The sequence below is a fragment of the Vagococcus acidifermentans genome, from assembly GCF_003987655.1.
Taxonomy (GTDB): Bacteria; Bacillota; Bacilli; order Lactobacillales; family Vagococcaceae; genus Vagococcus_B; species Vagococcus_B acidifermentans.
Genome location: NZ_NGKC01000003.1, coordinates 149,154 through 175,280, shown reverse-complemented (window position 1 = coordinate 175,280; position 26,127 = coordinate 149,154). Strand labels below are relative to the sequence as shown.

The window sequence follows — 26,127 nt, the reverse complement described above, 5'->3', positions numbered from 1 at the left end:
CATTTAAACCACTAAAAAAACAACTTGCCCCTGAGCGGACGAATCGTCACATCTCAGAGGCAGGCAGCATGTTAATTATTTTCGATTAATTTAAAACTGGACCACGGCTTCAAATAATCCAGCAGGAACAATTCGTCAGCCGCGATTTTTCCGACAACGTTTACCCGTCCGTCATTTTCCATCTCTGTCAGCGCAATCTGTGTTTCGCCTTTGTACTGGCCATAGCCGACATTGTCAATCAGCACGTCCCCTTTTTTGATTGCCACAGTATTGTGGGCCGGGAATGGCTTGTCTTTATAATAAATCCGTGTCATCGTCGAACGCAGAACATACGCTGAACGGTCGCCGCGGTAGCTGTGAAGACTGTCAAACAGACAAATCCGCTCATCGTCTGTGATGTCTTCATGCACGTCCACTTTTACCGTCGGAAACTCGGAGAAGAAGGCTTCTGACATCGCTTTTATTTCTGCCTCAGATGCATAAGCATTACCGATAGTAATATCATCAATCAAACCGGTCAGCATCAGATGCTTCACTTGCGTGGAGAGTTCCAGATTGCGGTGCTCTTCAAGGGTGCAAAGTCCGTCTTGTGTCGGCCACGGGCCAAATGTCGCATCATGCGAGTTGACGAATGCCATTGTATTTAAATTGTATTTGCGGAACTTTTCCGAGCAGAACAAAAAGTGCTCATACGACAGCCCCGTGTAGCGGTGCGGATAAAAGTTGTGCGAGCCAAGCAAGTTCGCTGTGTTCGGCGAATAGCTCATGATATTGTCCACATAGCTGGTGCCGGAACTCATATTGATTTCGATTTTCAACCCGTAAGGATTACGCGTCATTTTAGCTTCTTCCGAACCGGTAAATCCAACGTCCAGACGAATCCCGTCAGCACCCATTTCTGCAAAAAAGGACAAGTCGTCATAAGAAATGTTCAGCTGCTCGAACAGACTCGGTGCAATATCTACCATTACTTCAAAATCCAGACTGTTTGCATAGTCGACAACTTTTTTAAAATCCGCCAACACTTGCTCTTTGTCGCCCTTGATTTGCAGCAAACTTGTAAAAACACGTTTAAATCCATACTGGTGCGCTAAATCCAAGTAAGCTTTATCCTGTTCGAACGTTGAACGTTCAGGATATATCGATATACCTAATTTTCCCACTTTGATAGTTCCTCCATTTTCTTCTGTTTGAAAGTTTATTTTATCAATGATGCCCACCTTTGTCCAGAATACATACGCACAGTTCCCTCTTGGAATAACTGTTTTTTTTTGTTACTATGGGGAGTGTGATTAACCAATCTGGAAAGGACTCTATTTATGACAGCAAAAAAAATGATACGGGCCGTTGCCTGCTCTGCCCTCCTGCTTCTCTTAGGCGGATGCGGCACAAACAGCCAAACGGATAAAACAAAAACAACCGCTTCATCAGAAGAACAAGTCGATCTGAACAGTCTGGAGTTGCCGCAGTTAAACAACGAAGTGGCCGACAACGAATATCTCGTGGAAATGGAAACGACCAAGGGCAACATCAAACTGAAACTCTTCCCTGAACAAGCGCCTAAAGCCGTTGAAAATTTTGTGACCCACGCTAAAGACGGCTACTATAATGATGTTATTTTTCATCGTGTGATTCAAGACTTCATGATTCAAAGCGGCGACCCTGAAGGCACAGGTATGGGCGGCGAAAGTATCTGGGGCACAGAATTCGCCCCGGAAATCTCCAAGCAACTCTACCATTTGAACGGTGCACTGGCTATGGCGCGGACACAAGGAGACATCACTGACAAAACACAAGGCAGCCAATTCTACATCGTCAGCAACGAAACCGACCAGTCAGACGGACTGCTCTTTGAAGACTATCCTGAAAAAATCATCGAAGCATATAAAAACGGCGGTGTGCCCGCTTTAGATCCCAACTATTCCGTCTTCGGGCAAACGATTGAAGGAATGGATGTCGTCAAAGCCATTGCAGCAGTCGAAACAGAAAATGAAAAACCGAAAGAAGATATTGTCATCAAAAAAATCACTATTTTGCAGGAACCGAAGTAATTGAAAATACGTCCTTGTCCGCATACTTTTGACAAGGACGTTTGTTTTTTTGTTGCATTTCAATTATTTTTACACAACATTATGAACTTGACATTGACTAAAAGGAAACCACTTCTATCAGCCAAAACCTACAGAAAAATAAAAAAAATCGTTAAAAAAACTTTCTTAAGTCCGACTATTCACATCTTAAGAAAGTTTATTTTTTACAACAACTAATTATCAAAAATAAAGATAAACCAAAATCAGACCAGCGATTGCTGCAAAAATTGTTAGAATAACATATTTCTTTGTCAATTGTCTGCTAGAAATCAGACCATATTTATACCTCAACACCAAGCTAGTCAGTCCGATCAGAAACACATCAAGAATTAAGCTTTCCAATACAAAATTATCCATTGGTATGACTAGAAATCTTAAGGTTATTTTTATCCCAGACATATACATAAATGAAAATTTGTGCCCTATTAGAGCAAAAAGAAGTTGCAAAAGATGTATTAGCAATAGAATCAGCATGCTGACTCCTAAACTGTCAAATACAAGTTTCCGCTCCAATTCATCGTATTTTTTAAACGTAACTTTAAATAAAGAACTGATTAACTGAAAAAAACTAATTAACGTGAATAAGGCCAGACTGCTAAAGATAGTCGCAAAAATAAACGGTGATATCCTCATCATCACTCATCCTTTACTAATCGAAATATCTCCCCAAATTCAACATCAAAATATTCTGCAATAGCCAGAGCCAATTCCAATCTAGGATTATATTTGCCATTTTCAATAGCTGTCATTGTTTGCCTAGAAACACCCAATGACTCAGCCATATCCTCTTGTAATATATTGCGCTCCTCTCTTATTTTTTATCTGATTGTTTACAGCCAAAGTGCTCACTCCCAATTTTATCGAAACGTTAAATAAAAAATTCTTTCTACGCCCTCCCGATTCATATCCCTTATTCAACATCATTAAACGTAAAGCTATCTTTACATAAAAATCAAAAAAGAACTGATAAAGCAAAAACAGCTTTATCAGTTCACAACTTATTGATTAAATATTGTCCGCAGCTATTTCAAACACAAAAGAGTTTAAATCGCCGCGATATTTCGAAATAGAATACTCAATCGGCACCTTGTCATAGGTGAAACCTGTCGTATGGAAGTAAAACAAAGGCGACCCTTCTTCAACATCAAGTAAATCACTGGTCGTTTCATCAGCTGAAATGACATCCAGCTTCCTGATAACACTCTGAATCGGATGATTCATTTCTTTAAAGGTCTGGTAAAGAAGGTGCTGACTAAAATCTATCTCAGACAAGTGTGGAAACAAATACTCAGGGATAAACGATGTAACCAGCACCGTTGGATTCTCACCGGCATATCTCAGACGCATCATTTTGTAGACAGCATCCCCTTCTTTTATATTCAGGTTTTCCGCCACCTCTTCACTGGCAAAATCTTTTTTAAATACGAGAACTTTAGTCTTAGGGATGATGCCTTTACGTTTCATCTCAGAATCATAACTTTCGACGACGCGAGTAAATTCCTGCTGGATTTTAGGTCTTTTGACAATTGTCCCCCGCTTCTTGCGTTTTTCAAGATAGCCTTCATTGACTAATGTCTGAACAGCTTGCCTGACAGTCGGCCGGCTGACACCGTAAGCCTTTGACAGCTCCATCTCCGTGGGAATAATCTGTCCTTCTTCATACGTCCCGTTCTTTATCTTTTTTAACAAATCCTGTTCGATTTTCTTATGCAATGGCAGTTTAATACGAATCACCTCACTACATAAGATTATAGCATCATTCGAAAGCTTTCCACCAGTGAATTAACTAAAATACACCAATGACGACGCCGACTGCTGAAATAACAGTCAAAACCAGAATCACTTTGGTTGCCGACAGTTGTTTAGATGTCAATAAATACCATGCCAGCAACACCATTGCTAGTGGTAAAATTTTAGGGAAGATACCATCCAGAACCTCTTGCAGTTGTTGTGTTTCGTCCCCCATCGGAATTTTCAGCTTTGTGATTAAGGCAATATTTGACGCAGCCAATCCGCCAACTACCATTATCCCTAACACATTAAACGCATCTGTGATACGTTTAGCATTTTCACCGATAATAACATCTATTGCGTTGACCCCTAACTTATATCCGTTCATGAAACTAAAATAGGAAATCAAAGGTCCTGCCAGCCCGTAACAAATAATGTAAAAAATCGGACCGATAGCATTGCCGCCGGCTGCCAACCCCATTGCGATTGAAAGTAGAATCGGCACAATAATCCCCTGAATAATCGAATCACCAATCCCTGCTAAAGGTCCCATCAGAGTGGCTTTAATGTTGATTGGCAATTCTTCCGGTACATCTCCGCCGACAGCTATTTCTTCTTCAAGCGAAGCAACGATGCCGTTTATTACCTGTCCAGTCTGCGGTTCTGTATTATAAAACATCGAATGACGCAACAACAATCTGCGTTTTTTCTCAGGATCATTCGCGTAGTATTTGTTAGCAAACGGCAAGTAAGCAAATGCCCATGCGTGTGCCTGCAATTTTTCATAACTCATGGAAGATAAATGAGTGAATCCCCATCGTCTCCAGATTTGTCTTAATTCCTTTTTTGTTAATTTATTCTGTTCCGCCATTTTAGTACTCCCTTCTTAAAATAAGTCGTCATCTTCAAATGCCGCATTTTTTTCAGGAATCTCGGTTTGAATAGCAGAGCCGCCTGAAACTTGAATTGTGTCGGATGCAGCCAAATATACGATATAAGCGACAAGTGCTGCGATGAATACCAGTGCAATCATATTCAGACCTGCAAAAGCCATCAGTACAAAACCGGCAAAAAAGAAGATTAAGTGCATCTTTTCCTTCACCACAATCCCCATTAACATTGCGATACCAAGTGCCGGCAGCACACCGCCAAGGACAGAAATAATGTCTGTAATGACTTGCGGCACATTGGCAAGAAGCCAATCAACAAGCCCTCTACCAAAGTAAATTGCTAGAAAAATCGGCACAGCTCTTAATAAAAAGGTGGTAATCTGCGGATAAACCACATGATTGAGAACAATGCCCCGGTCATCTAAATCTTCCGCGGCTTTTTGCGCGCGGTTATTCCAGAAAGAATACAAAGCCATACGAGTATTATAAAAGATGAGTCCAAATGTCTGCCCTATCAAAATAGCCAAAGTCACTGCAATTGCCGGATCTTTCGTAGTTGCCATTGCCAAACCGATTCCGCCGTACGCTGCATAAGTTATTTCACTGTTCGTAGCACCACCGGTTGACAAATTGGCAATGAACACGCCCTGAACAGCCAGCCCGCATAAAACACCTGCACGAACATCGCCGAATGCCAATCCTACTAGCAGTCCTGCAACTAGCGGACGACCGACAACATAAAAGCCGCCGCTCATCCCGAACAGCCAGGGTGATTCAATCGCACCTAAATAACAAAATACACCTGTCAATAAAGCTGGGAAAAATAAACTAAGCTCCATATTAATTCCTCCTATCTATAGTGATTCATATTTCTTTCTCATGCTGCTCCAAGATTTGATTTCATCATCCGGCAACAATTGAAATTCAATTTCTATACCTTGACTTTCCATGTAATTGAACGCATCATAATCCTTTTCATCAATGGCAACTGTCCTCCCCAGCACTTTGGCGCCTTCTCTAGTGTTCATCGGTCCAACATTCAATTTACCGCCAAAGTCAACACCTAGTTCTGTCAAACGTGCAAAAGTTTGCGGCGAATCACTGATGAGGAAAAATTTTTTCGATGAATTGACTCCTTTAGGGATGCTTTCTACCGCTTGCTCCACCGTGTAAATACCTAATTTCAGGTTCCCGGCAGCTGCTTTCAAAACCCTTTTTCTTAAATCATCAGACGCAATATTGTCACCAACTACTAAAATCCCTTGAACCGGCCGCATCTTTGTCCATCTTGTTGTAGTTTGACCGTGAATAACGCGGTCGTCTACTCTTGCTAAACTAATTGTCATTTTGCTATCTCCTCTCCCAATTTGTTAAAAATCAATGTCGTCATCCGTGTCTTGAGAAAGTTCCTCAATGCCGGATACAGCTTCTTTCCCAACATTTATCACATCTGCGTACAATTCTGACAAACTCGTCTGACCTTCTAATTTCATACCTAACTCAATCAACATTGGCAAGTTCATGCCAGTCACGACCTTAATATCTTCCGGGTGCTGCAGCAATAGATTGTAGGCTTCATTAAATGGCGTTCCGCCCTTAATGTCCGTTAAAATAAGTGTGACGCGATCTTTTTTGTCTGCCATGTACTGCTGCAAACGTTCTCTAAATAACCCTATGCCTTCATCGGTTAGCCCGATTGCTGATACACGGTCATTTTCACCGACTATCATGTTATAACTGTCAAGCAGTCCTGCAGCCAACTTGCCATGCGATAATAACAGAATATCCAAAATAAAACCTCCTTATGTAATTACATTATACAAATATAGTAAACCCTTCCACTCTATATGTCAACATTTTTTTCTTGACAAACAGTGTAAAACGTTTTATATTCTTATTATGTAATTACAATAAGGAGTGTTACACATGAAAAATTATTCGTTACAAGAATTGGCACAACTGATTGACCACACAAATTTAAAACCGACTGCAACCAAACAAGATATGAAACAGCTGTGTCGGGAAGCTGCTGAGTATCAGTTTAAAATGGTCGCCGTCAACCAAGTCCAATCCCAATTATGCCGCGAGGAACTTAAAGACACTGGCGTCCATGTTGGTGCTGCAATCAGCTTCCCGCTAGGTCAAACAACCATTGAAGCAAAGTTATTCGAAACAGAAAACGCCATTAAATCAGGAGCGACTGAAATCGATTATGTGATTAACTTAACTGAAGTAAAAAATGGCAACTGGGACTATATTGAACAAGAAATGGCACAAATTGTTCAAGTCTGCCGAGAGCACCACGTCATTTCAAAAGTTATTTTCGAAAATGCTTATTTGACAAATGACGAAAAAATCAGTTTATGCCACATTGCGAAAAAGGTCGGGCCTGATTTCATTAAAACATCTACTGGTTTCGGACCAAGCGGTGCAACCGTTGAGGATGTAACGCTGATGAAACGTCACGTTGGTGATGACGTGAAAGTGAAAGCAGCTGGCGGCATTCGTGATGCTGACACGTTTTTAAAAATGATTGCCTCTGGCGCAGAACGAATCGGCACCAGTTCGGGCATCGCCATCATTACTGAACTGGAAAAGCGTTTGAATGAAAATGGCACAGACAATTTCACTATCTAAAAAGACACGATGACTCTGGTATAAAAACCGGTGATTTCCGTTTATCATGCCGATAACCGGAAATCGCCGGCTTTTTTAATGTTGTACATGAGCGTACAACACATAAAAAAATTCAAACATATCACACACTATTCATGCAACCGTCCGCGCCTTCCTCTTCACACGCATTTAGTTATCTTATTATCATTTAAAATATAATAAAATTAGAAAAAACGGTGATATTTTAATATTTAAAGAAAAATGTTTAGTTGAGTCAGAAAAAATATTTGTTTTTTATTGACACTTTTTTTCGAACTCGTTATACTCAGATTAACAAAAATAGAAAGGAGCATCTGATGGAAAATGGCGCTTCAAAAAATTCATTTACCTTTCAACTTCTAAGCAATCTCAAATGCCATACACCGAATACAATTTACATATTGACGTTTATTTACAGCTCTATTCTTATTCTTCTCGGTTTTATGGTCGAACGTCCTGAAAACTTACTGTCAGGACTGTATCAAATCACATTTAATCCAGGCAATCTATTAACAGATTACATTGAAATTGCAAACCTTGGCAGTGCTCTTGTTAACAGCGGATTGACGACAATCGTCAGCATCTTCATCATTTGGTTCTCCAAGGCTCCTCAGACCGGTCTTCTGACAGCTTCACTTTATACTATGTGCGGCTTTTCTTTCTTCGGGAAAAATTTATTAAACTCTCTACCGATCATTCTGGGCGTCTATCTTTTTTCTAAATACAATAAGAAACCTTTTGCCAACTATATTCTGCCAAGTCTGTTCGGCACATCGCTTGCACCTGCCGTCAGCATGCTTGCTTTCGGGTTTGATTTACCAATTGGTTTGGGCTTGTTTGTCGGGATTTTAGCAGGGCTGGCAATCGGATTCATTTTGCCGCCGCTGGCCAATCACTTTGTTGCCTTTCACCGCGGATTTAATTTATTTAATCTCGGCTTTACCGGCGGCATGGTCGGCATGCTCTATGCGGCTATACTCCGTGCCTTTAATCTTGAAATAGGAACTGTCAGCCGGATTTCTTCCGGAAACAATCTTTTTTTGGCAATGCTTTTATCCATCACTTGCCTGTTTCTTTGCCTATTGGGCTTTTATTACAATGACAAAAGTTTCCGTCACTACAACGCACTGTTTGTCAGCCACAAAAACCACATGACCGACTTTACGGTGGATGAAGGTCCCGGACTTGCACTCTTCAATATGGGGACTGTCGGATTGATCGGGATTGCCTATATTTTTCTCGTTGGAGGAAATCTGGATGGTCCTGTCGTCGGTGCACTTTTTACATTAATCGGATTCAGTGCTTATCGTGTGCAGCCATTCAATTATCTGCCCGTCTTGGCTGGTGTCTTTCTCGCATCGCTATTTACCAACGTGGAAACCAGCAGTACCGGTGTGCTGGTAGCCGCCCTGTTCAGCTCGACCCTTGCGCCTATTTCAAGTTATTACGGGATTTTTGCCGGCATCATAGCGGGCGCCTTGAATCTGGTACTTGTCAATAACGTCGGCATTCTCCACGGCGGGGTCAATTTATACAACAACGGTTTTTCCGGAGGGTTCGTCGCTGCCTTTCTCGTACCTGTGCTTGATAAACTGCAGCATAAAAACTGGCGCAAACAGCTTTTCTAACTTAAAAACATCTGCCTAAAGCCAGCAACTGTTACTGGCTTTAGGTAGATGTTTTTGTAAAAGCGCAGCCGTTTCTTCGCTACGTCGGAACATCGCATATTTTTTGGGAGGCAGTACATGAACAAACCATCAACACATCCGATTGCTGACAAATGCCGGTTAATCTGCCGGTTGCAAATAGGCTGTTACACGAGTGCTTTGCTGGCCGGGCTCGCCGGCGGTTTACTAGTTAATTATCTACTGACTGCCGGGGCATTTATTTTGATTGCAGCTGGGCTAGGCGTGCTATTTGCCGCATCGCATCAAGCAAAAAAGAAGCACTAAATAAACTGAAAAAAGCTGCCGCTTGCGTCTTAACGACTCGCGGCAGCTTTTTCTATAAATAACCAGCTTGTTCCAGCAGCGTACGGGCAGATTCATAATGAGCCTCATTTACCAGCACGATTGGCCCGGTACAGCCCATGCCGCTCTCTGCATAGATGTTTTCTTTCCATAAAACCGCCACCGCATCATCCAGTTCCATCACGTCAATACCGGAAATTTCTGAAGTCACTACTTCTTTTTCCGGTGCAGCCGCTTTTGCTTGATGTTCAATAACAACTGGTTGCAAACTTTCACAAATTTGTTTGAGTTTGGCACTATTTGCCTGTTGATACTCAGCTTGACTGATCTTTGGCAACTGCCCCCTTGCCAGTTCATACGCATACATCAATGCACCTGTGATAACCGGCGCACCACTCGCACGGGAAATGATACAAATATTGGCTGAATGATTTTCCCCGATACCCGGACCATAGCCCGAGCCGAGCACTTCGTAGCTGCCGCCGCTATTGAAAGAAGAAAACAGCTTCATGAGAAGATTGCCTGTCAAACTGTCGCAAACCACCACATCAACAGCGCCAGTCAGCAAGTCATTCCCCCGCAAAACGGCACCGCCATCAGCACGGCGGCTTTCCCCGAATATGATGTCATACCCGTTCTTTTTAAGCGTCACTAATGCCCGTTCAACAGTTCTTGCTCCGTCCACATTCAAGATGCCGACGGTCGGATGCGTGATGCCTGTAGCTTTAGCCGCGATGATGCCGTTGACGGCATTCAGTACCATCGCTTCATTACGATTCGCGCTGGCAGTACCTGTTGTGGTCGCAATCAGCACTTCTTTCCCGAAAGCCGGAGTCACGATTCTGCCGACTGTGGACACACCAATCGGAAAATTATAGTGCAGTGTGACACAGCCTTGAATCTCCCCAGTTTCCAGAAGCTCTTCCATCTTACTGTAAGCATCTTTTTGACAATCGGTCGTGGACACATGAATAAACTCATCCGTCCAGTCCGCATCGTCCCCGATAAGGACCAGGTCAAACAAATTCTTTTTCCGGATGGCATACGCCGCCTCTTTCATGACATCCGGCCCCAGTTCGCTGCCGTCAATTGTCAGGCCGATTTTCAGTCTCTTTTCCATGCTGCCCGTATCGATGGCATCTGCTAAATCTTCGAATACTTTTTTAACCGTGTTCTTTACATGATTAGACATGACAGCTCACCCCTAATCTACAGCAAGACTGTCGGCAAATCGTCTCAGTGCTTGAGACACTTCTGCTTTGACAAGTGCTTCCAAATCAGCCTGACTGCTTTGCACTGCCTGGCCGGTATTCCGTTCAATAATTATCGACACCCCGTCAAACAAGTTGGTCATTCTGCCGAGAAACAGCGACCCCTTGCCGACAATCATCGCCCGGTGTTTATTGCCGGCAGTTAAGTCATCTACGGCAAATCCGAGATAAGGCACTCCGCTTGGAATATGTCCTTGAGTCGGCGCCCAGCCGACAAGCGCTTTGTCGTTGACAAAAGCCATCAGCTCTTTTTTCTCAAGTTCTTTTCGCAAAACGCCGATAGCTCCAATCATTTTTAAATTGGAAATCGGTACATCGCCGGCACCGGCGGGTTTGGTGATATCAGGATTTTGCATCTCGACGGAATAGGCATCAATATCGTTGACTGTCAGTCCTGCTTTGTCCAGTGCATCTGCAATCAAAGCTGTCGTTACCGCTTGAGGACTGGAGCCGCTGGATACTTTGTGCATCCCGGTCAAATCATGTCTAAGCAGCGGATGGATACCGTCATTTTCACTGACAAGTGCAGCAAATCCCCCAAGAACGTCCTCTAAAATCGGAAACCCTTTGGCAACATGCGACTTGCCGTTCATGCCTAGTTTTGCTGTTGCACCGCCGGCAACGATTACAACGTTCTTATGCGTCCCCGCCGCCACCAGTGAAGCAGCAGAAATCAGCGCATGCGTCGGTCCTGCACAAAAACTGCGCAAATCACTGCCGGTCGCGTTGACACAGCCGCACAATTCAGCAATTGACTTGGCAAAGTTGCCGCCGCCGCGCTGGTTCATATCACCGCATGCTTCTTCGCTGCATTCGATGACGTAGTCGACATCTGCCGGATTGATGCGGTGTTTAGCCAGCAGATGCCGCAGCGCCAGTATCCCGCTGGCCTTAACAACCAGGTTTTCCAGCATGATATGGGCATTCAGATTGGGGTCAAGCTGGTGTGCGCGGCTGACGCATCCCACCAGTTGTCTGTCGAAGTACAGCCCTTCCCCGTCGTTATCGGCAAGCTCTTTTTCCAGCCATTCAAGCGGTTTAGTATGTTTGATTTTAGCAACATCCTGTTTAAAGAGAGGATGTGCCGCCAGTGCATCACGCACCTGTTCGGCAAACTGCTCTTCCAGATGCACCAACTCAAACACATCTGCGATTTGCAGCAACCCGTAAAATTCAAGTTCCGGCATGATTTCGCCAAAACGACCGTCCCGTACACCGCTGTTCTGCTGATTGACCCACGGCTGGGGAATCTGCTTCAGCTCGTCATAAGTCATATTGCCGATATATGTTTGGTTCGGTGCATAATCGACGACCTCTTCATAGGTTCTGATATGTTGGTACAAATCTTTCAGGTAACTGCTCTCAGGCGTGGTGATTTTTTCGGTTGTCTGTGTTGTCCCGTTATGTTCAATCATATCCGGTGTGTGGACAAGGACATAGCTCGCCCCGCGTAAGATTGAATAATTCATTGACATCCTCCTTTATTGAATAGTTGAGACTTTTGGCGCTGCGGTTTTACAAATGGGTTTTAATCATTGCCTCTATCGCCTCTTTATTGCAGTCGTCTTGACTGAGTTCAGCGACTTTTTCACCATTTTTGTATAGAGAAATAACCGGCAGTCCGAGGATTTTATGCTTGATGCAAAAACGGCGCACCTTTTTTTGCGACGTGTTGAATTTAGTGAAATGAACTGAATCGCCATATTCAGCGGCCAATTCCTCCACAACCGGCATGAGAGCCAGACAATTCTCGCAGGACTCACCCCACCAATCCACCAAAACAGGCAAGGAGTTGTCTGTCACCTCTTCATCAAAATTTTCCAGCGTTAATTCTATCATCCGTGTTGCCTCCTTATTTGATTTTCTCAACATATTTCTGCGCAGAAAAAGCGGCGACAGCACCATCTCCGGCGGCTGTCACGACCTGTCTCAGCACTTTCGGGCGGATATCGCCGGCGGCAAAGACACCGGGAACACTGGTCTTCATCGCCTCGTCGGTCTTCATATACCCATACTCATCCAGTGCAATAAGTCCTTCATACACGCTGGTATTCGGAACAGCTCCGATAAAGACAAAAATGCCGAACAGCCCGTCGTCTTCATCCGCCTCAATTCGAGTCAATGCACCGGTTTGGGTATTTCTGATTGTCATTGCTTCAACCATGCCGTCGCCTTCAATACATTCAACCACAGAGTTGAAGACATACTCGATTTTATCGTTGGCTTTAGCCTGCTCAACGGCTATTGCATCAGCTGTCAAATGGGGAAGATTTTGAATGAGCGTCACTTTTCTGGCAAAGCTGGTAATAAACATAGCTTCTTCTACAGCTGAATTGCCTCCGCCAATGACATAAACTTCCAATTCCTCAAAGAACGCCCCGTCGCACGTCGCACAGTAAGAAACACCTTTGCCGCGGAGTTCACGTTCACCGGGGCAGCCGATTTCTCGCGGGTATGCGCCATTAGCACAGATGACGGCGTAAGTTTCATAAACAGTGCCGTCAGTACAAGTGACCCGTTTGATTGTATCTGACAGCTCTAATGATGACACTTCTTTCCGCAAGGCTATTTCAGCCCCAAATTCTTTGGCTTGCTCGGTCATTCTAGCAATTAGTTCCGGTCCGCTTGTCTCGGTTTCCGGTGTCCTGATTGAACCGGGGAAGTTGGCAATCTCGTGCGTGGAAACAATCTGACCTCCCAGTTTGGTTTGTTCCAGTACGATGACCTTCATTCTTGCCCGTGCATTATACAAAGCAGCTGTCAACCCTGCAGGTCCGCCGCCAATAATCACTACATCATAAATACTCACTTATTCAGCTCCTTTCTTAAACTGCCTGAATGAAACATTCAGGCAGTTCAACTGGTTGTTATTCAAAAACTGTCTGCTCGGCAACTGCTGTTGTCAGAGCAAGCAAGGCTTTTTCGATGATTGTGCGCCGAAGCTTTTTCTCTTCTGCTTTGTCCAGAGCCGGATTGCCCAGCGGATGAGGAATAGCTACTGCAGGGACGATTCGGTTCGCGCCGACTGTCAATGAAATCGGTACGACTGTACAAATATGAACGACAGGGATGCCTGTTTTTTCTATTTCTTTCACCATCGTTGCACCGCAACGTGTGCATGTGCCTCAGGTGGAAGTCAAGATCACCGCATCGACGCCGTCAGCTTGCAGTTTTTTAGAAATTTCTGCTGCATAGGCTCGTGCATTGGCGACCGAGGTGCCGTTGCCGACCGTTGTATAAAAATAGTCATGCAGGCTGCCTATTTCTCCTTCTTTTTCCATGTCGCGCAACACATCTAGCGGAAGCACCCGATTCGGATCTTGATTGGCATAGACCGGGTCATAGCCGCCATGGGCTGTTTCATGCGTAGCCGCACTTAACGCTCCGTATTCAGCAATCGAGTACGTCCCGTATTTGGATGCACTGCTTGATTCAATATGATCCGGATTGCCTTTTGGCACGATACCGCCGGAAGTCACTAACGCAATCTTAGCTTCCGCAAGGTGCGTCAACGCTTCAGACGGCTGGACATTATCAAATTCAGGCATCGGGTATTCGGTAACAAACTGTTCCCCTTTTATTTTTTTAATCAACATGTCTACAGCTCTTTCCGAGCCGCGTTTTGCCGTCATATGGTTCATTCGGTGTCTGACAAAATAAGTGTCAGTTTCCGGTGAGACTTCTTCCTTATTCAGAAGTTTTAATGCTAGTTTTGCCATAACGGGCACAGCTTTTCTCATGCCGGCCGCATTGTTGCGGGTAGGCACGATGTACGCATCCTTTTTGTACATGTCAGCGCCCGGATTCTCTTCATACATCCCGGTAACAGCCGGAATGTTCAATTTCTGCATGACCGCCTTGGCCACAGCGCCGCAAGCCATTCCATACCTGCCCGCATTAAAAGCCGGACCGGCAATCACTAAATCAGGACGATAAGACTCGATGAAGGCAAGGACTTCCTGCTCCGCCGTCTCCAGATTTTCATTAAAATAACTGTCGCCGCAGACCACTGTGCCGACAATCTCAACAGTATCTCCCAGCGCCTCGCTGAATGCCATCCCCGGACCAATAATCTCTGATTTGGCAAACGGTTTTGTGTCGGCTTTTTCTTCACCGCCAATCCCTGCATAGAACTGGTTGATGTAGTGAACCACTCTAAACCTATTTGTCATAGTACGCCTCCTTACTTGAATATACCGCTTGGGTCATCAGTATTTAGAATAGTCATTCCGGATATCGGTCATTTCTGCTGTGATATCGTCCACATCCAATATCATCTCCATCATCCCGACCTGTTCGTCATATACTGTATCATCGACAAGCTCTTTAAATTCTGGTTCAACAACATGGTATACAGCTAAACCTAGCTGCACGTTCGTCAATGGACCTGCATACGTTGGATCACCGTTCGTTACCGTTTCGGCAGCTAAACCTGCGGCTTCGCCTTCTGCTGCACCAATTAGTACAACAACGTTCTCAGCACCGTAAGTTTCTGCTGCTTCTTTCACTCTACGTTGATTTTCCAAATCCATTGCGCCGGCAGCCGTTCAAACAAAGCATTCTGTTGACGAAAAAATCACTTCTGCTCCGGTATTCGCCAGACAAGCTTCAATCGCCTGTCCCGGAACACCGTCACGGTCACCGATAACTAACACTTTTTTATTAGCAAGTTGTAATGTCATCATTCGTTTCCTCCTTATCGTTTGTAAGCGCACTCATTTCTATGCCCTATGCTAAACGCCTCTAGCGGACATATAGTTAAAGCCAAGTTCATTGGTTGAACCGGTAATAGCTTGAATTTCGACTTCGATGGAACCGTCAGCATTCAAACTGCCGTCAAATCCTCCGGCGATAACATCGACATAATCCAGCTGGCCGATAACTTTTGCCATCTTAGGCAGCGTAATCAGCTCATTCGCGTTGCCGCCTGTTACCACGGCGGTTGCCAGTTTGTCAGCATCTGCTAAAGACTGACTGGCGCCATCCCTGCCAGCGTATTCATCGGTCACGATGACTGTTTTAATCCCTTTTTCTTCCACTTTTTTACAGTTCATAATCAAATCTGTATCAGGGTTGCCAAATCCTTCTTGAGAGATGATGACACCATCCAAACCGAGAAATTCCGCCAGTTTTGCCACAAAGTCGCTCGAACGTTGTTTGTCTTTAAGGTAAACAGTCTCATTGGTGATGATAACACCGACAAAGTTGATTTCCTTGCCGTGCTGCTGATACAAGTCTTCTATAATCGGGTTGTTCTGGTGGTGATATGTCGTGTTTTTATCGCAGGCAGAGACACAATTCCCGCTGATAACCGCACCGTCCATGACTTCCGTCGGGTACAGCACTGTCGGGATAATGTGTTTTGCATCCGTGCCGTAAACATACGTATCGTGCAGCAGTCCTTGCGTCTGAAGCATATACACGTAACCGACTTTAGGAAGATCAGGGTACTGCTCGACCTGTTCAAGAAACGGCAGTGTTTCATAAGTTTCCAGTTCGTCAGGAGTGACTGATTGCCCCAGCTTGCCTAGATAATCCGCAACTTTCAGTCCTGCCAGACGGACAGCTTCTTCATATTGATGCGGTTCCACTCCGTCACGGGGCGATATCACCAGACAAATATTGATTAATTTGGAAAAAGGGGTCAGCTCGGCACCAGGTCCGGTCATATCCACAATCCCTTCCTGAAAGCCGACAATTTTCCCGACAGTCATCACACTGCATCCCTTCAAGACATGCGTCCGACCGCTGCCGACTGTATCCACCCGGTTAATGACACCCGGAAATATGCCGCCGGCTGAAGCCACTTTGCATCTTGGCTCAATGACATCTTTCACAGGTGTGATTCTAGTACTGTCACCAGGTTTAGCAATAACTACTTGACAAGAAATCAGACGATCGTCCGCTAAAACCAGATTGCTGATTTCCTCATCATTGATATACAATGTCTGGTTCTCAATTTTTTCATCCCTGCCAACGATGACATCTTGGATTAAAATTTTCCCAAGCTCTAACTTCATTCCTTCACCTCAATTCTTATTTAAACAAACCGTATGAATCATAAACCTCCTTTACCGAATTTGTATCTATATAAACTTTTTTAGACACCTAAGTTTGGACCCCCATCCGTTGAAGCGTATCCGCCATGATACGGTAATCAATTTTAGCAAAATCCAGCAAGACTGAATCAGTCCAGTTTGGACGGGGTTGATTTTTATAAAACGCCTCATACACATCAAGCGCTCTTTCGATGTATGTTAAACTCTCAAGATCAATCCAGTCGCGTGCTTCTTCTGACAGACAGATGGATTTATAATACGTTTCATTCGGCTTGATGCTGCCGCTCAAAGGATGCGTCAGCAAAACCAATTGCTCATCCACGATATACCGCCGTGTTTGCAGGAGAACATCTTTGTATTCCCCATCCACAAACACAATAGATGTTTTTTTAATCGCTTTCATTTTGTCTGGAACTTCCGGATTATTCGTTACGATAATCATAAACTACACCTCTTTTTCAGAAAATAATAAAATGATGTGAAACACAATCCAAAATGTTACTATTTTCACATATTCAAGCAACTGATAACTTAATAGTCAAAACGATTATATATCTCTCTAATAATAAGGTCAATAACTTTTTTTTATGAATGACAGTATTTTTTTTAAAGTAAAAATAACAAGAATATTCTAGCGTCATTTCTATACCGTTTAAACACAATTCAGCATTTTCAACATATTTTCATTTTAACCACGGTTTTTAAAAAGTAAGCGTCAAGTTATTTTAAATTATTTTTATTTTTGTTTTATATGTTATTTTACAACCGTCTTCAGACTTTAACATCTACCTCTCCCACTTCTTCTGTCTCCATCAATATCATTTTCTATTTTGCTGTCTGAAGTCATCAAACGGCCTCTGTGGTACAATGACAGTAAAGCATTGATTTAAGAAAGGCGGAATGGACAATGAAGAAATTTTCAAAAAATAATGTCATTTATACCTTCGAACACGGTTTGACCGAACAATACCGCATGGCTTCCGGGGAAACAGTCATCGTTGAAACAAATGATTGTTTCCATCAGCAAATCACAAGCGATACACAATTGCTGATGGAAATCGACATGGATATCGTGAATCCAGCGACAGGACCGATCTATGTTGAAGGAGCAGAAGCAGGAGATGTGCTGAAAATTGATATTTTGGATATTAGCGTCCCGAATCAGAGCGTCGCAGCTGCTGTCCCGAATGAAGGCGGGTTGCCGGAAGAAGCGACAGCTCCTATCGTCAGCATCATTCCGATTGAGGACGGTTTTGCACATTATCTCGGCAAAAAAATTCCCGTGCGGCCGATGATTGGAGTCATTGGGGTTGCTCCCGCAAAGGCAGACGGCAGCTGGGGCACGCACACACCGTGGAAGCACGGCGGCAATATGGATTCAAAAGTCATCACGAACAATACCACACTTTACTTCCAAGTTAACCAAGAGGGCGCTCAACTGGCACTTGGGGACTGCCACGCCGCGATGGCTGATGGCGAATTGTGCTTTACCGGTCTGGAAATTGCCAGCGAGGTGACTTTACGAGTGACAGTGCTGAAACAGCCGCGGCAACACTTGGCCTGGCCAGTACTGGAATCAGACACAGGGATTAGTGTCATTGCCTCAGGCGACACCTTGGAAGCCGCGATGACGGCAGCCGCCAGTACAGCTGTCGCTTACATCGAAAAGGCCCTTGATGTCAAATGGGAGGAAGCATACGTCCTGGCCAGTCAAGTCATGGATTTACACATCTCGCAAGTCGTCAATCCGATGAAAACCATCCGGGCAGAAATACCGCGTGAGATTCTGTCCATGTCGGATATTCTCTCGCATCCGTAAATAGCTTACCTGATGACTTTCCGGTCAGACAGATGTTTTTGTCTGACCGAGACAAACAAAAAAATCCTCTGCAAAACATTCTTTGTTACACTTAACTGGCAGTTTTAATCTGCCAGTTTTTAGTTAACAGGAGGAGAATTATGAAAGTTATCACACACATGTCGCTTATTAAAAAAATCAGTATCGGCGTTGTTTTAGGAACCGTTCTCGGACTTGTTGCGCCAACATGGACAGCAATTGGCATTTTAGGAAATTTATTTATCGGCGGACTGAAAGCCATCGCCCCGCTGCTGGTGTTTTTATTAATTATTGATTCACTCGGCAAACATCAACACGGCAACAAAACACATCTTAAAACAGTGATTGTGCTATATCTGCTGGCTACCTTTGTTGCGGCACTGGCAGCCGTTTTTGCCAGCTACCTGTTCCCTGTTGCGTTGGCGCTTCCCAATCCTGTCACAGGACATGACGCACCCAGCAATATTCAGGATATTTTAACCGGTATTTTGATGAACGCGGTGATGAATCCTATCGAAGCGGTCACCACCGGCAATTACCTCGCCATCCTAATGTGGGGCTGCCTTCTAGGCATCAGCTTGAGAGTATGTAGTGAAACGACCAAGCAGTTTTTTTCCGACGTTTCCGGTATGGTGACACATGTCGTCCAGTTGGTGATTGAGTTAGCGCCTGTCGGTATCACGGGACTCGTCTTTTCTTCTGTCGCGGAAATCGGACTGGATGGACTGGTAAGTTACGGGCGTCTGATTTTGCTGGTTGTCGGTACAATGCTGTTTGTTTCTTTTATTGTTTATCCGCTCATGATTTTTCTGCTGATTCGGCAAAATCCGTTTCCTTTAACGTTTTGGTGCATGAAAGAAAGCGGCATTCCAGCATTTTTCACAAGAAGCTCGGCAGTCAATATTCCTATCAATATGGCCTTGGCAAAAGAGCTGGGGTTGGACAAAGAATCATATGCGATCTCCATTCCCCTTGGTGCTACGGCCAACAGCGGCGGCGCTGCTATTACGATATCGATTATGACTCTTGCTGCTGCTCAAACACTAGAAATAGCGACACCTTTCTTCCTTGCTTTCCTGTTGTGCCTGCTTGCTGCGATTTCTTCCACCGGTGTGTCCGGTATTGCTGGGGGCAGTCTGCTCCTGATTCCGCTCGCCTGCAGTTTGTTCAATATTTCAAATGACATTGCGATGCAAGTAGTCGCAATCGGATTTATCATCGGTGTGATTCAAGACTCGGTGGAAACGGCGGTCAACTCGGCGAGTGACTTGCTGTTTACCGCGGCAGCAGAATTTTATGATCTGAAACGCGAAGGTGTATCGGTAAATATCACAGAGCGGGTTAAAAACGCCAAACAACTTCATCCGTAATAAAAATAAAAACACTTCGCAAAGACATTGGTACTTGTCTTTACGAAGTGTTTTTGGTTCAGTTCAATTATGATTGGGCTTTTAATGAAGCTAAATCGGATTCGGCGATGACCTGCTTCAGCACAGCCAGCTGTTCGTCTTTTTCTTCCGGCGACCACTGATAATAGTTCGCCATGCCATCTAACACGGGCTGTATGATATCATCCAATGTGTCCCGCATAAACAGCAGGTGATTGGTGCGTCTAAGGAGAAAGTCGACCGGCGTTAAGGTCATTTCATACCTCATGGCATAAAGCAGACTTAATGAGTCCGCGATTGACAGCCCCGGAACCATATCTGCCGTCTCCAGCAGGGACAAGACTTTCGGAGTGTTCGAACCGTAGAGTTCAGCCAAATAAGCTGCATCCGCTTCTGAAAGTCCTTTATCGACGCCTTGTTGCGTGTAGGACAGCAGCGCCTCCGACACAGCAGATGCATCAAATTTCCCGCCCGAAACAGCGTATGTTTTGGAATCAACGGCGGTAAAGCGGCGGTCATGTTCCTCTGCCAGCAGTTTGACAATCAAAGCCATGGCGCCTTCTGCCATTTTACGATAATCGGTGATTTTTCCGCCTGAAAGTGTGACTAAACCATCTGCCTCTCTTTCCAAATGACTGCCCCGGGAAATCGATGACGGCGCACTGGTACTGTCGCCGGCTGACTGTTTTACGTTTTTCAAAACAGTTTCAACTTCTGTACGGGAAGCATCTTTTTTAAGGTAGCTGCCAACTATGTTGACCACTGCATCAAAGCTTTCATCTGTGATGTGTACGCTTTGACCGCCATTGTAATCCGAGCCGCCGCCGGAAGCAATCAGCGGGCGCAGTCCGGCCCAGCTGGCTTCAATATCTGACAGGGTGATGTCGGCATCAGGGAAACGGTAATTAATCACGCTGAGCAGGTAGTCCACATCTTCTTTAGTAACAGTCGGGTGTTTGTAATCACCTGTATAATCTGTGTCGGTCGTTCCGAAATAGGTTTTATTTTCCCGCGGTATGGCAAAAATCATCCGTCCGTCATTTTTACCCGTATCCACATAAGTCGGTTGAGGAACCGGCAGTTTACTGCGGTCTACAACGAGATGCACTCCTTTTGTCGGTCTGATTTGCGGAACCAGTTCATGTGTCTTATCAAGCGCACGCACGTCATCCACCCACGGACCTGCCGTATTGATCACCACACGGGCGCGGATATCAAATGTTTTGCCGGTCAGAACATCCTCAGCCGTGACACCGACGATTTGTTTCGAATCATCATAAATAAAACCGACTGCTTTGGCCCGGCTGACCATATATCCGCCGTCTTCAGCCGCCTGTTTAATGTTTTCGATAACCAGACGGGCATCGTTATTACGGAAATCGAGATATACGCCGCCCCCAAGCAGATTTTCTTTTCTCAAAAACGGCTGTCTTTCCAGCACTTCTTCTTTGGTCAACAGGTAGTTCGTATACCGGCTGTCTGTCACATCTGCCAGGCGGTCGTATAAATCCATCGCCACTTTTAACGAAAACATATCAAAAGTGACTCCCGGTTCATCGTAAACAGGCAGCAGCATAGGGTCCGGTTTCGGGATATGCGGGGCAATTTGCTGAACGACTGCCCGCTCCTGCACGGTATCCGCGACAACGCCGACATCAAACGTTTTCAAATATCTGATGCCGCCATGCACCAGCTTCGTTGAACGGGAAGATGTCCCTTCAGCAAAATCCTGCATCTCAATCAAACCGGTTTTTAATCCGGAGGCGCTGGCCTGAAGCGCCACCCCTGCGCCAGTAATACCGCCGCCGATAATCAGCAAATCCAACTGCTCTGTTGACATTTTTTCGATGTACTGCTGTCGTTGTGCCATTGAAAACTCCATGAACTATTTCCTCCTTGTAAATGATTGATTAGTCACGTTGAACTCTTGAAATGGACCCATCCTTCCTTTCCTTCAAGCGAGTTGAAAACGCTTTTCAAAAATCATTCAGCTCACCTGCTGATAATTGCAAAAACAGGAAGACCAACTGCGTCTTTCATACTTCCATTCTAACAAAAACACTCCAGATACACACATAGTTAGCTTCACTTCCGGATAAACGCGGCAAGCCCGTAAAAAAAGCACTCCGTTTACCCGCTGAATGCTTTCGGCAATTCCTGCAACCGCTGCACGCCTGCTTTTTTAAGGCCATCCCGTCCCTATTTTCTTTTCGACAGCTTTATTATAATCGCCCTGGCTGTCACTAAATCCTGCATGTCTATCCCGACTATTTCAAAAATGCTGATTTCCTCACGTTTTTCCCGGCCGGCAACTAAGCCTAACTGAGCACCTCACCAACATCTCCCGCAAACTTCTCGTGCGTGATTCTGCCTTCTTTCAACGGAATGATACTTTTGCCGGCAGAGACCGGCAAAAAACAAAAATGTACCTTGCCCGTCACCTGCCGGTATGTTAATTCGCTTCTTCCCAGAGCTAAACTTGTGAATAGCTTGAATGGCAGCAGTCATCGAAAAAAGGAGCACTATCTATTCTGGATAAAAGTAACATTTAGTTGAAAAACGATAGACACTTCAATGATAAATCATACCGCCTTAAAATCAGATAAGGGGAAGTGAACCGCAGTACAACTGTCCTAACCGCGACAGAAGATGCCGCCGCCAGAGATTGTGCGCCACTTCCTTTACACCTCAATTCTTAAGATGATAGAATGAATGAAAGGAGGCTACCCCAATGGCTGAAAGATACAAGCAGATTCTTGTCGCTTATGATGGTTCGGAACAAGCCGGCGATGCACTTGAAGAGGCGGCTGTCATTGCTAAGCATGATAACAGCAAGCTCGTCATTTTGTATGTATTTGAATCCGATGCTCTCTTGACATCAACTAACCCGGCTGTTTTGACGGCATTGGAAACTCATCATCAGGAAGAAGTCGAAATGTTAAAAAAAATTTTGCAGAAAAAAATCGAGCGGGCTGCCTTGCCTGAAACGCATACGGTTAAGCTGTTAACGGTGCGGGGACGTGCCAAACACGAAATCCTCACGACAGCCCAAAAAGAAAACGTTGATTTAATAGTCATGGGCGCGACAGGTACACACGCAGTCGAACGGGCTTTTGTCGGATCAACGACGGCTTACGTGGTCAATCATGCCCAATGTCACGTGCTCGTTGTCAGATAAAAACAAATTGCAGCAAGAAGGAGACAATTACCAATGGAATTTACCGATGCATTCACTCATTGCTTTGACAAACTGGGGCAAAAAAAAATCATGGCACTTGCGTCAAGTTTACATGACCACGTCACTGTGCGGAATGTCAGCTGTATCATTCACGAACAGCGTATTTTCTTTAAAACAGATAAACATTTTCGAAAAACCAAGCAGCTGCTCGAAAATCCGAACGTCGCTATTTGCCACTGGGGTGTGCAAATCGAAGGTATCGCCAAAAATCACGGCTTGGTCACAGACGAAGACAACCGGTTCTTCCAGGCGCTTTATGATAAATACTGGCGTACGAGCTATACCGCATATGCCCATGAGGAAACAGAAATCCTGATTGAAGTCATTCCCAAATTTATCGAAGTGTGGGATCAGGACGAAAACAACAACGGCTTTCAACTGTTGATTGATGTCGACAAACAATCAGTGCGCATCAATCCATACGATTAATAAAATGCCGTACCTCTATTTTGCGAGGTACGGCATTTTGTATGTACTTTTTGCTTTACATTTTAACGAATTTCACAACTTGAAACAACGCGTCGCTTGCCGGGACTGAAACAAGATTACCGGCAACAGCAAGTGCTGTCCGGGAATTCATCAGTGTGGCGCTATCCACAGTCAGCCTCAGTTCCGTCAGGTTCAGTTCATGCGGCGCATCTTGGCCGACAAAGGCATAGACCGCGTCAGCTGTTTGGGTAAAGTAAGTGCCGTTCAGTTCTGTAGTTCTGTATGGGCGTGTGCCGTAGATAGCTTCACCAAAATGCGACAACCATGTGCCCAATTCGGACATGAGCGCGAGCGCTTCTTCAGGCAAAGTGCCGTCAGGCTTCGGTCCCACCCCGAAAATCACATTGCCGCCGAGAGAAACTATTTTTACCAGCGATGTCAGTATCTCATCAAATGATTTATACACATCATTCGGTACATACCCCCAATTTTTAGCCAAAGGAATGTTGCTCTCCCATGCCTTTTTAGGGACAACATCCGGAATTTTCCGTTCAGGCGTGACATAGTTTTCATATTGACCACCGATTGTCCGGTCTACAATCAACATGTCCGGCTGATGCCGGCGGACACTCCGGGCAATATCATCCATATCCAAAAATTCATGATTGGCGTGATTGACCCAGCCGCCGTCCAGCCATAAAATATCAATGGCGCCATAATTACTGCTTAATTCAACCAGCTGGTCTTTGACAAATTGATTGTATTTTTCCCACAACTGCGGTTTTTCCAAAGGGTCATAGCTGGCGTAGCGTCCCTTGGGCCGTGCCCCCGGTTCCCAGTAATAGGGACAGTGCCAGTCCGGTTTTGAATAATAGGCGCCGACTGCTATTTCTTCATCGCGGAAAGCTTGCGACAAAGACTTAAACACATCTGCATCCGAACTTGTGTGGAACGGGCATTCTTTAGCTGTTATCTTATAATCAGAAACATGCGTATCATACATTGTAAACCCGTCGTGATGCTTAGTGGTAAAAATCATGTACTTGAACCCCGCCTTGCGACAGGCTGCTGCCCACTCGGCTGCATCAAACCGGCGGGGGTCGAACTGTTTGTTCAGTTCCCAGTAATCATGCCGCAAATCACTTAAATTATCGCGCCAAGGCTCTTTACGTGCCCAAGTGTCTTCTTCCGAAAGCTGCCAGGACTCAACAATACCTGCTGCCGCATACAAGCCCCAGTGAAAAATAACTCCGATTTTCTGGTCTTTAAACCACGCCAGTTTTTGCTGGAGATTTTCCGGCAGTTCCTGATAACCTTCCTGCGCCGTTGCGATGTTTTCTTCGATGTCCAACCGTTCTTTTTTCATTCTCTTTCCGCCCTTTTACGTAATGTCTTGTATGGAGTCTCGCCATAAAATCTCATTTGCTAATTCAATCGTTTTGCCGGAGTATGGCTGTTTGTTCCGGATTTTTTCTAATACTGTTTTTGCTGCCAATTGCCCTAGCTCACCGACAGGCTGTCTGACCATCGTCAATTTAGGGTAAAAAATCTCCCCAATGCCTAAATAGTCGAAAGCCGCAAAGGACATATCCTGCCCGACTATCAGCCCCTGTTCCTGTATTTGCTGGATGGCGCCAAGCGAGGTATTCTGATTGCAGACAAACACCGCAGTTGCATGTTGTTTGATGAATTGCCGCATGCCGGCATAACCGCTCTCACGCGAATAATCATTGACATATACCCACTCGTCCGTCAGCTCAAGTCCTGCTTCTTCAAAGGCTGCCTTTGCACCTGCCAGCCGCTGCCGAGCGACAAAGTCTGTTTGCGGTGCGGAGATGATTCCGATACGTCGGTGTCCACCGGCAATCATGGCAGCGACCACTTTTCTGGTGCATGCTGCGTCGTCAAATAATAGCGAATCAATGCTCTCGAACGTAATTGGTGTAACGAGGGACACTACTGGTATCGCCAGCTCTCTTAAGACCTGCGTCTCCTCCCAGTCTTCTTCCATCGTTGCGACAATCAGTCCGTCAATTCCCCGGTCCGTCAGAAATTCCACTTTGCGGCGTACTTGTTTAGGGTCATCCCGGTAGCCGCTCAGCAGCATGCTGTAACCTTGCTTTTCAAAAAAATCGCCCATCGCTGCCACAACAGCTGAGCTGAAATGACTTAGCAGATTATCCAACAGTACACCGACAGACAGCGTCTGATTGCTTTTCAGCGCTTTGGCAATCATGTTCTCACGGTAATCCAGTACCCTAATTGCCTCTTCAATACGCTTGGCATTATTCGGGCGAAGTTTGTAGCCGTTTAAATACCGGGAAACACTGCCGACTGATACATTGGCATATTTCGCTACTTCCTGAATTGTAACCATCTCGTCTGCCACCTCCTCTGACGACCGTTAAAAAACTTGTTTGTTAAAACTTGAATCGATTCAAGTTGATTATAGCAAGCACTCTCGTCGAAATCAAGCGGATATATGAAGATACTTTTGATAACGTGTACAGCCTTTACAACCGGATAGCGACTATAACCCGCTGTATTTTTTCCATTTTTCAACGCTCCT

Annotated in this window: 26 protein-coding genes; 8 read left to right on the top strand and 18 right to left on the bottom strand. The window is 44.9% G+C overall.

Annotated elements, in window-relative coordinates; all coding sequences use genetic code 11:
- Nucleotides 1-71: 71 nt before the first annotated feature.
- Nucleotides 72-1,163: a DUF871 domain-containing protein gene (locus CBF27_RS04345; RefSeq protein ID WP_126812737.1), complete on the bottom strand. Its 1,092-nt coding sequence runs from the start codon at nucleotides 1,161-1,163 to the stop codon at nucleotides 72-74.
- 156 nt (nucleotides 1,164-1,319) lie between these two features.
- Here CBF27_RS04345 and CBF27_RS04340 point away from each other — a divergent pair, with 156 nt between their 5' ends.
- Nucleotides 1,320-2,051: a peptidylprolyl isomerase gene (locus tag CBF27_RS04340; RefSeq protein WP_126812735.1), complete on the top strand. Its 732-nt coding sequence runs from the start codon at nucleotides 1,320-1,322 to the stop codon at nucleotides 2,049-2,051.
- A 674-nt stretch (nucleotides 2,052-2,725) separates the two neighbouring features.
- Here the strand turns inward: CBF27_RS04340 and CBF27_RS04335 are convergent.
- The 6 genes from CBF27_RS04335 to CBF27_RS04310 all read right to left on the bottom strand — a co-directional run bounded on the left by CBF27_RS04335 (nucleotide 2,726) and on the right by CBF27_RS04310 (nucleotide 6,501).
- On the bottom strand, nucleotides 2,726-2,905 hold the full coding sequence (locus tag CBF27_RS04335; protein ID WP_425469919.1) for a helix-turn-helix transcriptional regulator: 180 nt from the start codon (nucleotides 2,903-2,905) through the stop codon (nucleotides 2,726-2,728).
- Nucleotides 2,906-3,095: 190 nt separating this feature from the next.
- Nucleotides 3,096-3,815 (bottom strand): GntR family transcriptional regulator, encoded by a 720-nt coding sequence (locus tag CBF27_RS04330; protein ID WP_126812855.1) that lies wholly within the window; start codon nucleotides 3,813-3,815, stop codon nucleotides 3,096-3,098.
- Between the two features lie 61 nt (nucleotides 3,816-3,876).
- The gene (locus CBF27_RS04325) at nucleotides 3,877-4,692 is read right to left on the bottom strand and encodes a PTS system mannose/fructose/sorbose family transporter subunit IID (RefSeq protein WP_126812733.1); all 816 of its coding nucleotides are present in this window, start codon (nucleotides 4,690-4,692) and stop codon (nucleotides 3,877-3,879) included.
- Nucleotides 4,693-4,707: 15 nt separating this feature from the next.
- Entirely contained in the window at nucleotides 4,708-5,550 is an 843-nt protein-coding gene (locus CBF27_RS04320) for a PTS mannose/fructose/sorbose/N-acetylgalactosamine transporter subunit IIC (RefSeq protein ID WP_126812731.1), read from the bottom strand.
- A gap of 15 nt (nucleotides 5,551-5,565) precedes the next feature.
- Complete coding sequence (locus CBF27_RS04315; RefSeq protein ID WP_126812729.1) at nucleotides 5,566-6,057, bottom strand: PTS sugar transporter subunit IIB; 492 nt, start codon at nucleotides 6,055-6,057, stop codon at nucleotides 5,566-5,568.
- A gap of 24 nt (nucleotides 6,058-6,081) precedes the next feature.
- Nucleotides 6,082-6,501 carry a PTS sugar transporter subunit IIA gene (locus CBF27_RS04310; protein ID WP_170174998.1) on the bottom strand — a complete coding sequence of 140 codons (420 nt, stop codon included), beginning with the start codon at nucleotides 6,499-6,501 and terminating at the stop codon, nucleotides 6,082-6,084.
- Nucleotides 6,502-6,637: 136 nt separating this feature from the next.
- Between CBF27_RS04310 and deoC the strand changes: the two genes are divergently transcribed.
- The 3 genes from deoC (at nucleotide 6,638) to CBF27_RS04295 (ending at nucleotide 9,318) form a co-directional block, all read left to right on the top strand.
- A complete protein-coding gene (gene deoC, locus CBF27_RS04305; RefSeq protein WP_126812725.1) occupies nucleotides 6,638-7,348 on the top strand; it encodes a deoxyribose-phosphate aldolase in 711 nt (236 codons plus the stop codon).
- Between the two features lie 335 nt (nucleotides 7,349-7,683).
- The gene (locus tag CBF27_RS04300; protein WP_126812723.1) at nucleotides 7,684-8,994 is read left to right on the top strand and encodes a DUF1576 domain-containing protein; all 1,311 of its coding nucleotides are present in this window, start codon (nucleotides 7,684-7,686) and stop codon (nucleotides 8,992-8,994) included.
- Between the two features lie 117 nt (nucleotides 8,995-9,111).
- A complete protein-coding gene (locus tag CBF27_RS04295; RefSeq protein WP_126812721.1) occupies nucleotides 9,112-9,318 on the top strand; it encodes a hypothetical protein in 207 nt (68 codons plus the stop codon).
- Nucleotides 9,319-9,370: 52 nt separating this feature from the next.
- Here the strand turns inward: CBF27_RS04295 and grdD are convergent, their stop codons facing one another.
- The 8 genes from grdD to CBF27_RS04255 form a co-directional block, all read right to left on the bottom strand.
- Nucleotides 9,371-10,528 carry a glycine/sarcosine/betaine reductase complex component C subunit alpha gene (gene grdD, locus CBF27_RS04290; RefSeq protein WP_126812719.1) on the bottom strand — a complete coding sequence of 386 codons (1,158 nt, stop codon included), beginning with the start codon at nucleotides 10,526-10,528 and terminating at the stop codon, nucleotides 9,371-9,373.
- Between the two features lie 12 nt (nucleotides 10,529-10,540).
- Nucleotides 10,541-12,076 carry a glycine/sarcosine/betaine reductase complex component C subunit beta gene (gene grdC, locus CBF27_RS04285; RefSeq protein ID WP_126812717.1) on the bottom strand — a complete coding sequence of 512 codons (1,536 nt, stop codon included), beginning with the start codon at nucleotides 12,074-12,076 and terminating at the stop codon, nucleotides 10,541-10,543.
- A 46-nt stretch (nucleotides 12,077-12,122) separates the two neighbouring features.
- Entirely contained in the window at nucleotides 12,123-12,446 is a 324-nt protein-coding gene (gene trxA, locus CBF27_RS04280) for a thioredoxin TrxA (RefSeq protein WP_126812715.1), read from the bottom strand.
- Between the two features lie 13 nt (nucleotides 12,447-12,459).
- Complete coding sequence (locus tag CBF27_RS04275; protein ID WP_245985948.1) at nucleotides 12,460-13,416, bottom strand: NAD(P)/FAD-dependent oxidoreductase; 957 nt, start codon at nucleotides 13,414-13,416, stop codon at nucleotides 12,460-12,462.
- A 58-nt stretch (nucleotides 13,417-13,474) separates the two neighbouring features.
- Nucleotides 13,475-14,779, bottom strand: coding sequence for a glycine reductase complex selenoprotein B (grdB, locus tag CBF27_RS04270; RefSeq protein WP_126812713.1), 1,305 nt, complete (start codon nucleotides 14,777-14,779; stop codon nucleotides 13,475-13,477).
- Between the two features lie 36 nt (nucleotides 14,780-14,815).
- Complete coding sequence (grdA, locus tag CBF27_RS14340) at nucleotides 14,816-15,289, bottom strand: glycine/sarcosine/betaine reductase complex selenoprotein A (RefSeq protein ID WP_126812851.1); 474 nt, start codon at nucleotides 15,287-15,289, stop codon at nucleotides 14,816-14,818.
- A gap of 51 nt (nucleotides 15,290-15,340) precedes the next feature.
- Nucleotides 15,341-16,627 (bottom strand): glycine/sarcosine/betaine reductase component B subunit, encoded by a 1,287-nt coding sequence (locus CBF27_RS04260; RefSeq protein WP_126812711.1) that lies wholly within the window; start codon nucleotides 16,625-16,627, stop codon nucleotides 15,341-15,343.
- Nucleotides 16,628-16,715: 88 nt separating this feature from the next.
- Entirely contained in the window at nucleotides 16,716-17,108 is a 393-nt protein-coding gene (locus CBF27_RS04255; protein WP_126812710.1) for a GrdX family protein, read from the bottom strand.
- 465 nt (nucleotides 17,109-17,573) lie between these two features.
- On the opposite strand from CBF27_RS04255, the gene CBF27_RS04250 reads away from it, so the two are divergent.
- Both CBF27_RS04250 and sstT read left to right on the top strand, forming a co-directional pair.
- On the top strand, nucleotides 17,574-18,485 hold the full coding sequence (locus CBF27_RS04250) for an acetamidase/formamidase family protein (RefSeq protein ID WP_126812708.1): 912 nt from the start codon (nucleotides 17,574-17,576) through the stop codon (nucleotides 18,483-18,485).
- A gap of 137 nt (nucleotides 18,486-18,622) precedes the next feature.
- Nucleotides 18,623-19,873, top strand: a complete 1,251-nt coding sequence (sstT, locus tag CBF27_RS04245; protein ID WP_425469918.1) for a serine/threonine transporter SstT — start codon at nucleotides 18,623-18,625, stop codon at nucleotides 19,871-19,873.
- Between the two features lie 67 nt (nucleotides 19,874-19,940).
- On the opposite strand, the gene glpO is transcribed toward sstT, so the two are convergent.
- Nucleotides 19,941-21,773: a type 1 glycerol-3-phosphate oxidase gene (glpO, locus tag CBF27_RS04240; protein WP_126812704.1), complete on the bottom strand. Its 1,833-nt coding sequence runs from the start codon at nucleotides 21,771-21,773 to the stop codon at nucleotides 19,941-19,943.
- A gap of 849 nt (nucleotides 21,774-22,622) precedes the next feature.
- On the opposite strand from glpO, the gene CBF27_RS04230 reads away from it, so the two are divergent.
- Nucleotides 22,623-23,069, top strand: a complete 447-nt coding sequence (locus CBF27_RS04230; protein ID WP_126812701.1) for a universal stress protein — start codon at nucleotides 22,623-22,625, stop codon at nucleotides 23,067-23,069.
- A 33-nt stretch (nucleotides 23,070-23,102) separates the two neighbouring features.
- Complete coding sequence (locus tag CBF27_RS04225) at nucleotides 23,103-23,558, top strand: pyridoxamine 5'-phosphate oxidase family protein (protein WP_126812699.1); 456 nt, start codon at nucleotides 23,103-23,105, stop codon at nucleotides 23,556-23,558.
- 55 nt (nucleotides 23,559-23,613) lie between these two features.
- On the opposite strand, the gene CBF27_RS04220 is transcribed toward CBF27_RS04225, so the two are convergent.
- Nucleotides 23,614-24,924 (bottom strand): alpha-L-fucosidase, encoded by a 1,311-nt coding sequence (locus CBF27_RS04220; protein ID WP_126812697.1) that lies wholly within the window; start codon nucleotides 24,922-24,924, stop codon nucleotides 23,614-23,616.
- A 15-nt stretch (nucleotides 24,925-24,939) separates the two neighbouring features.
- Entirely contained in the window at nucleotides 24,940-25,935 is a 996-nt protein-coding gene (locus CBF27_RS04215; protein WP_126812695.1) for a LacI family DNA-binding transcriptional regulator, read from the bottom strand.
- Between the last annotated feature and the right edge of the window lie 192 nt (nucleotides 25,936-26,127).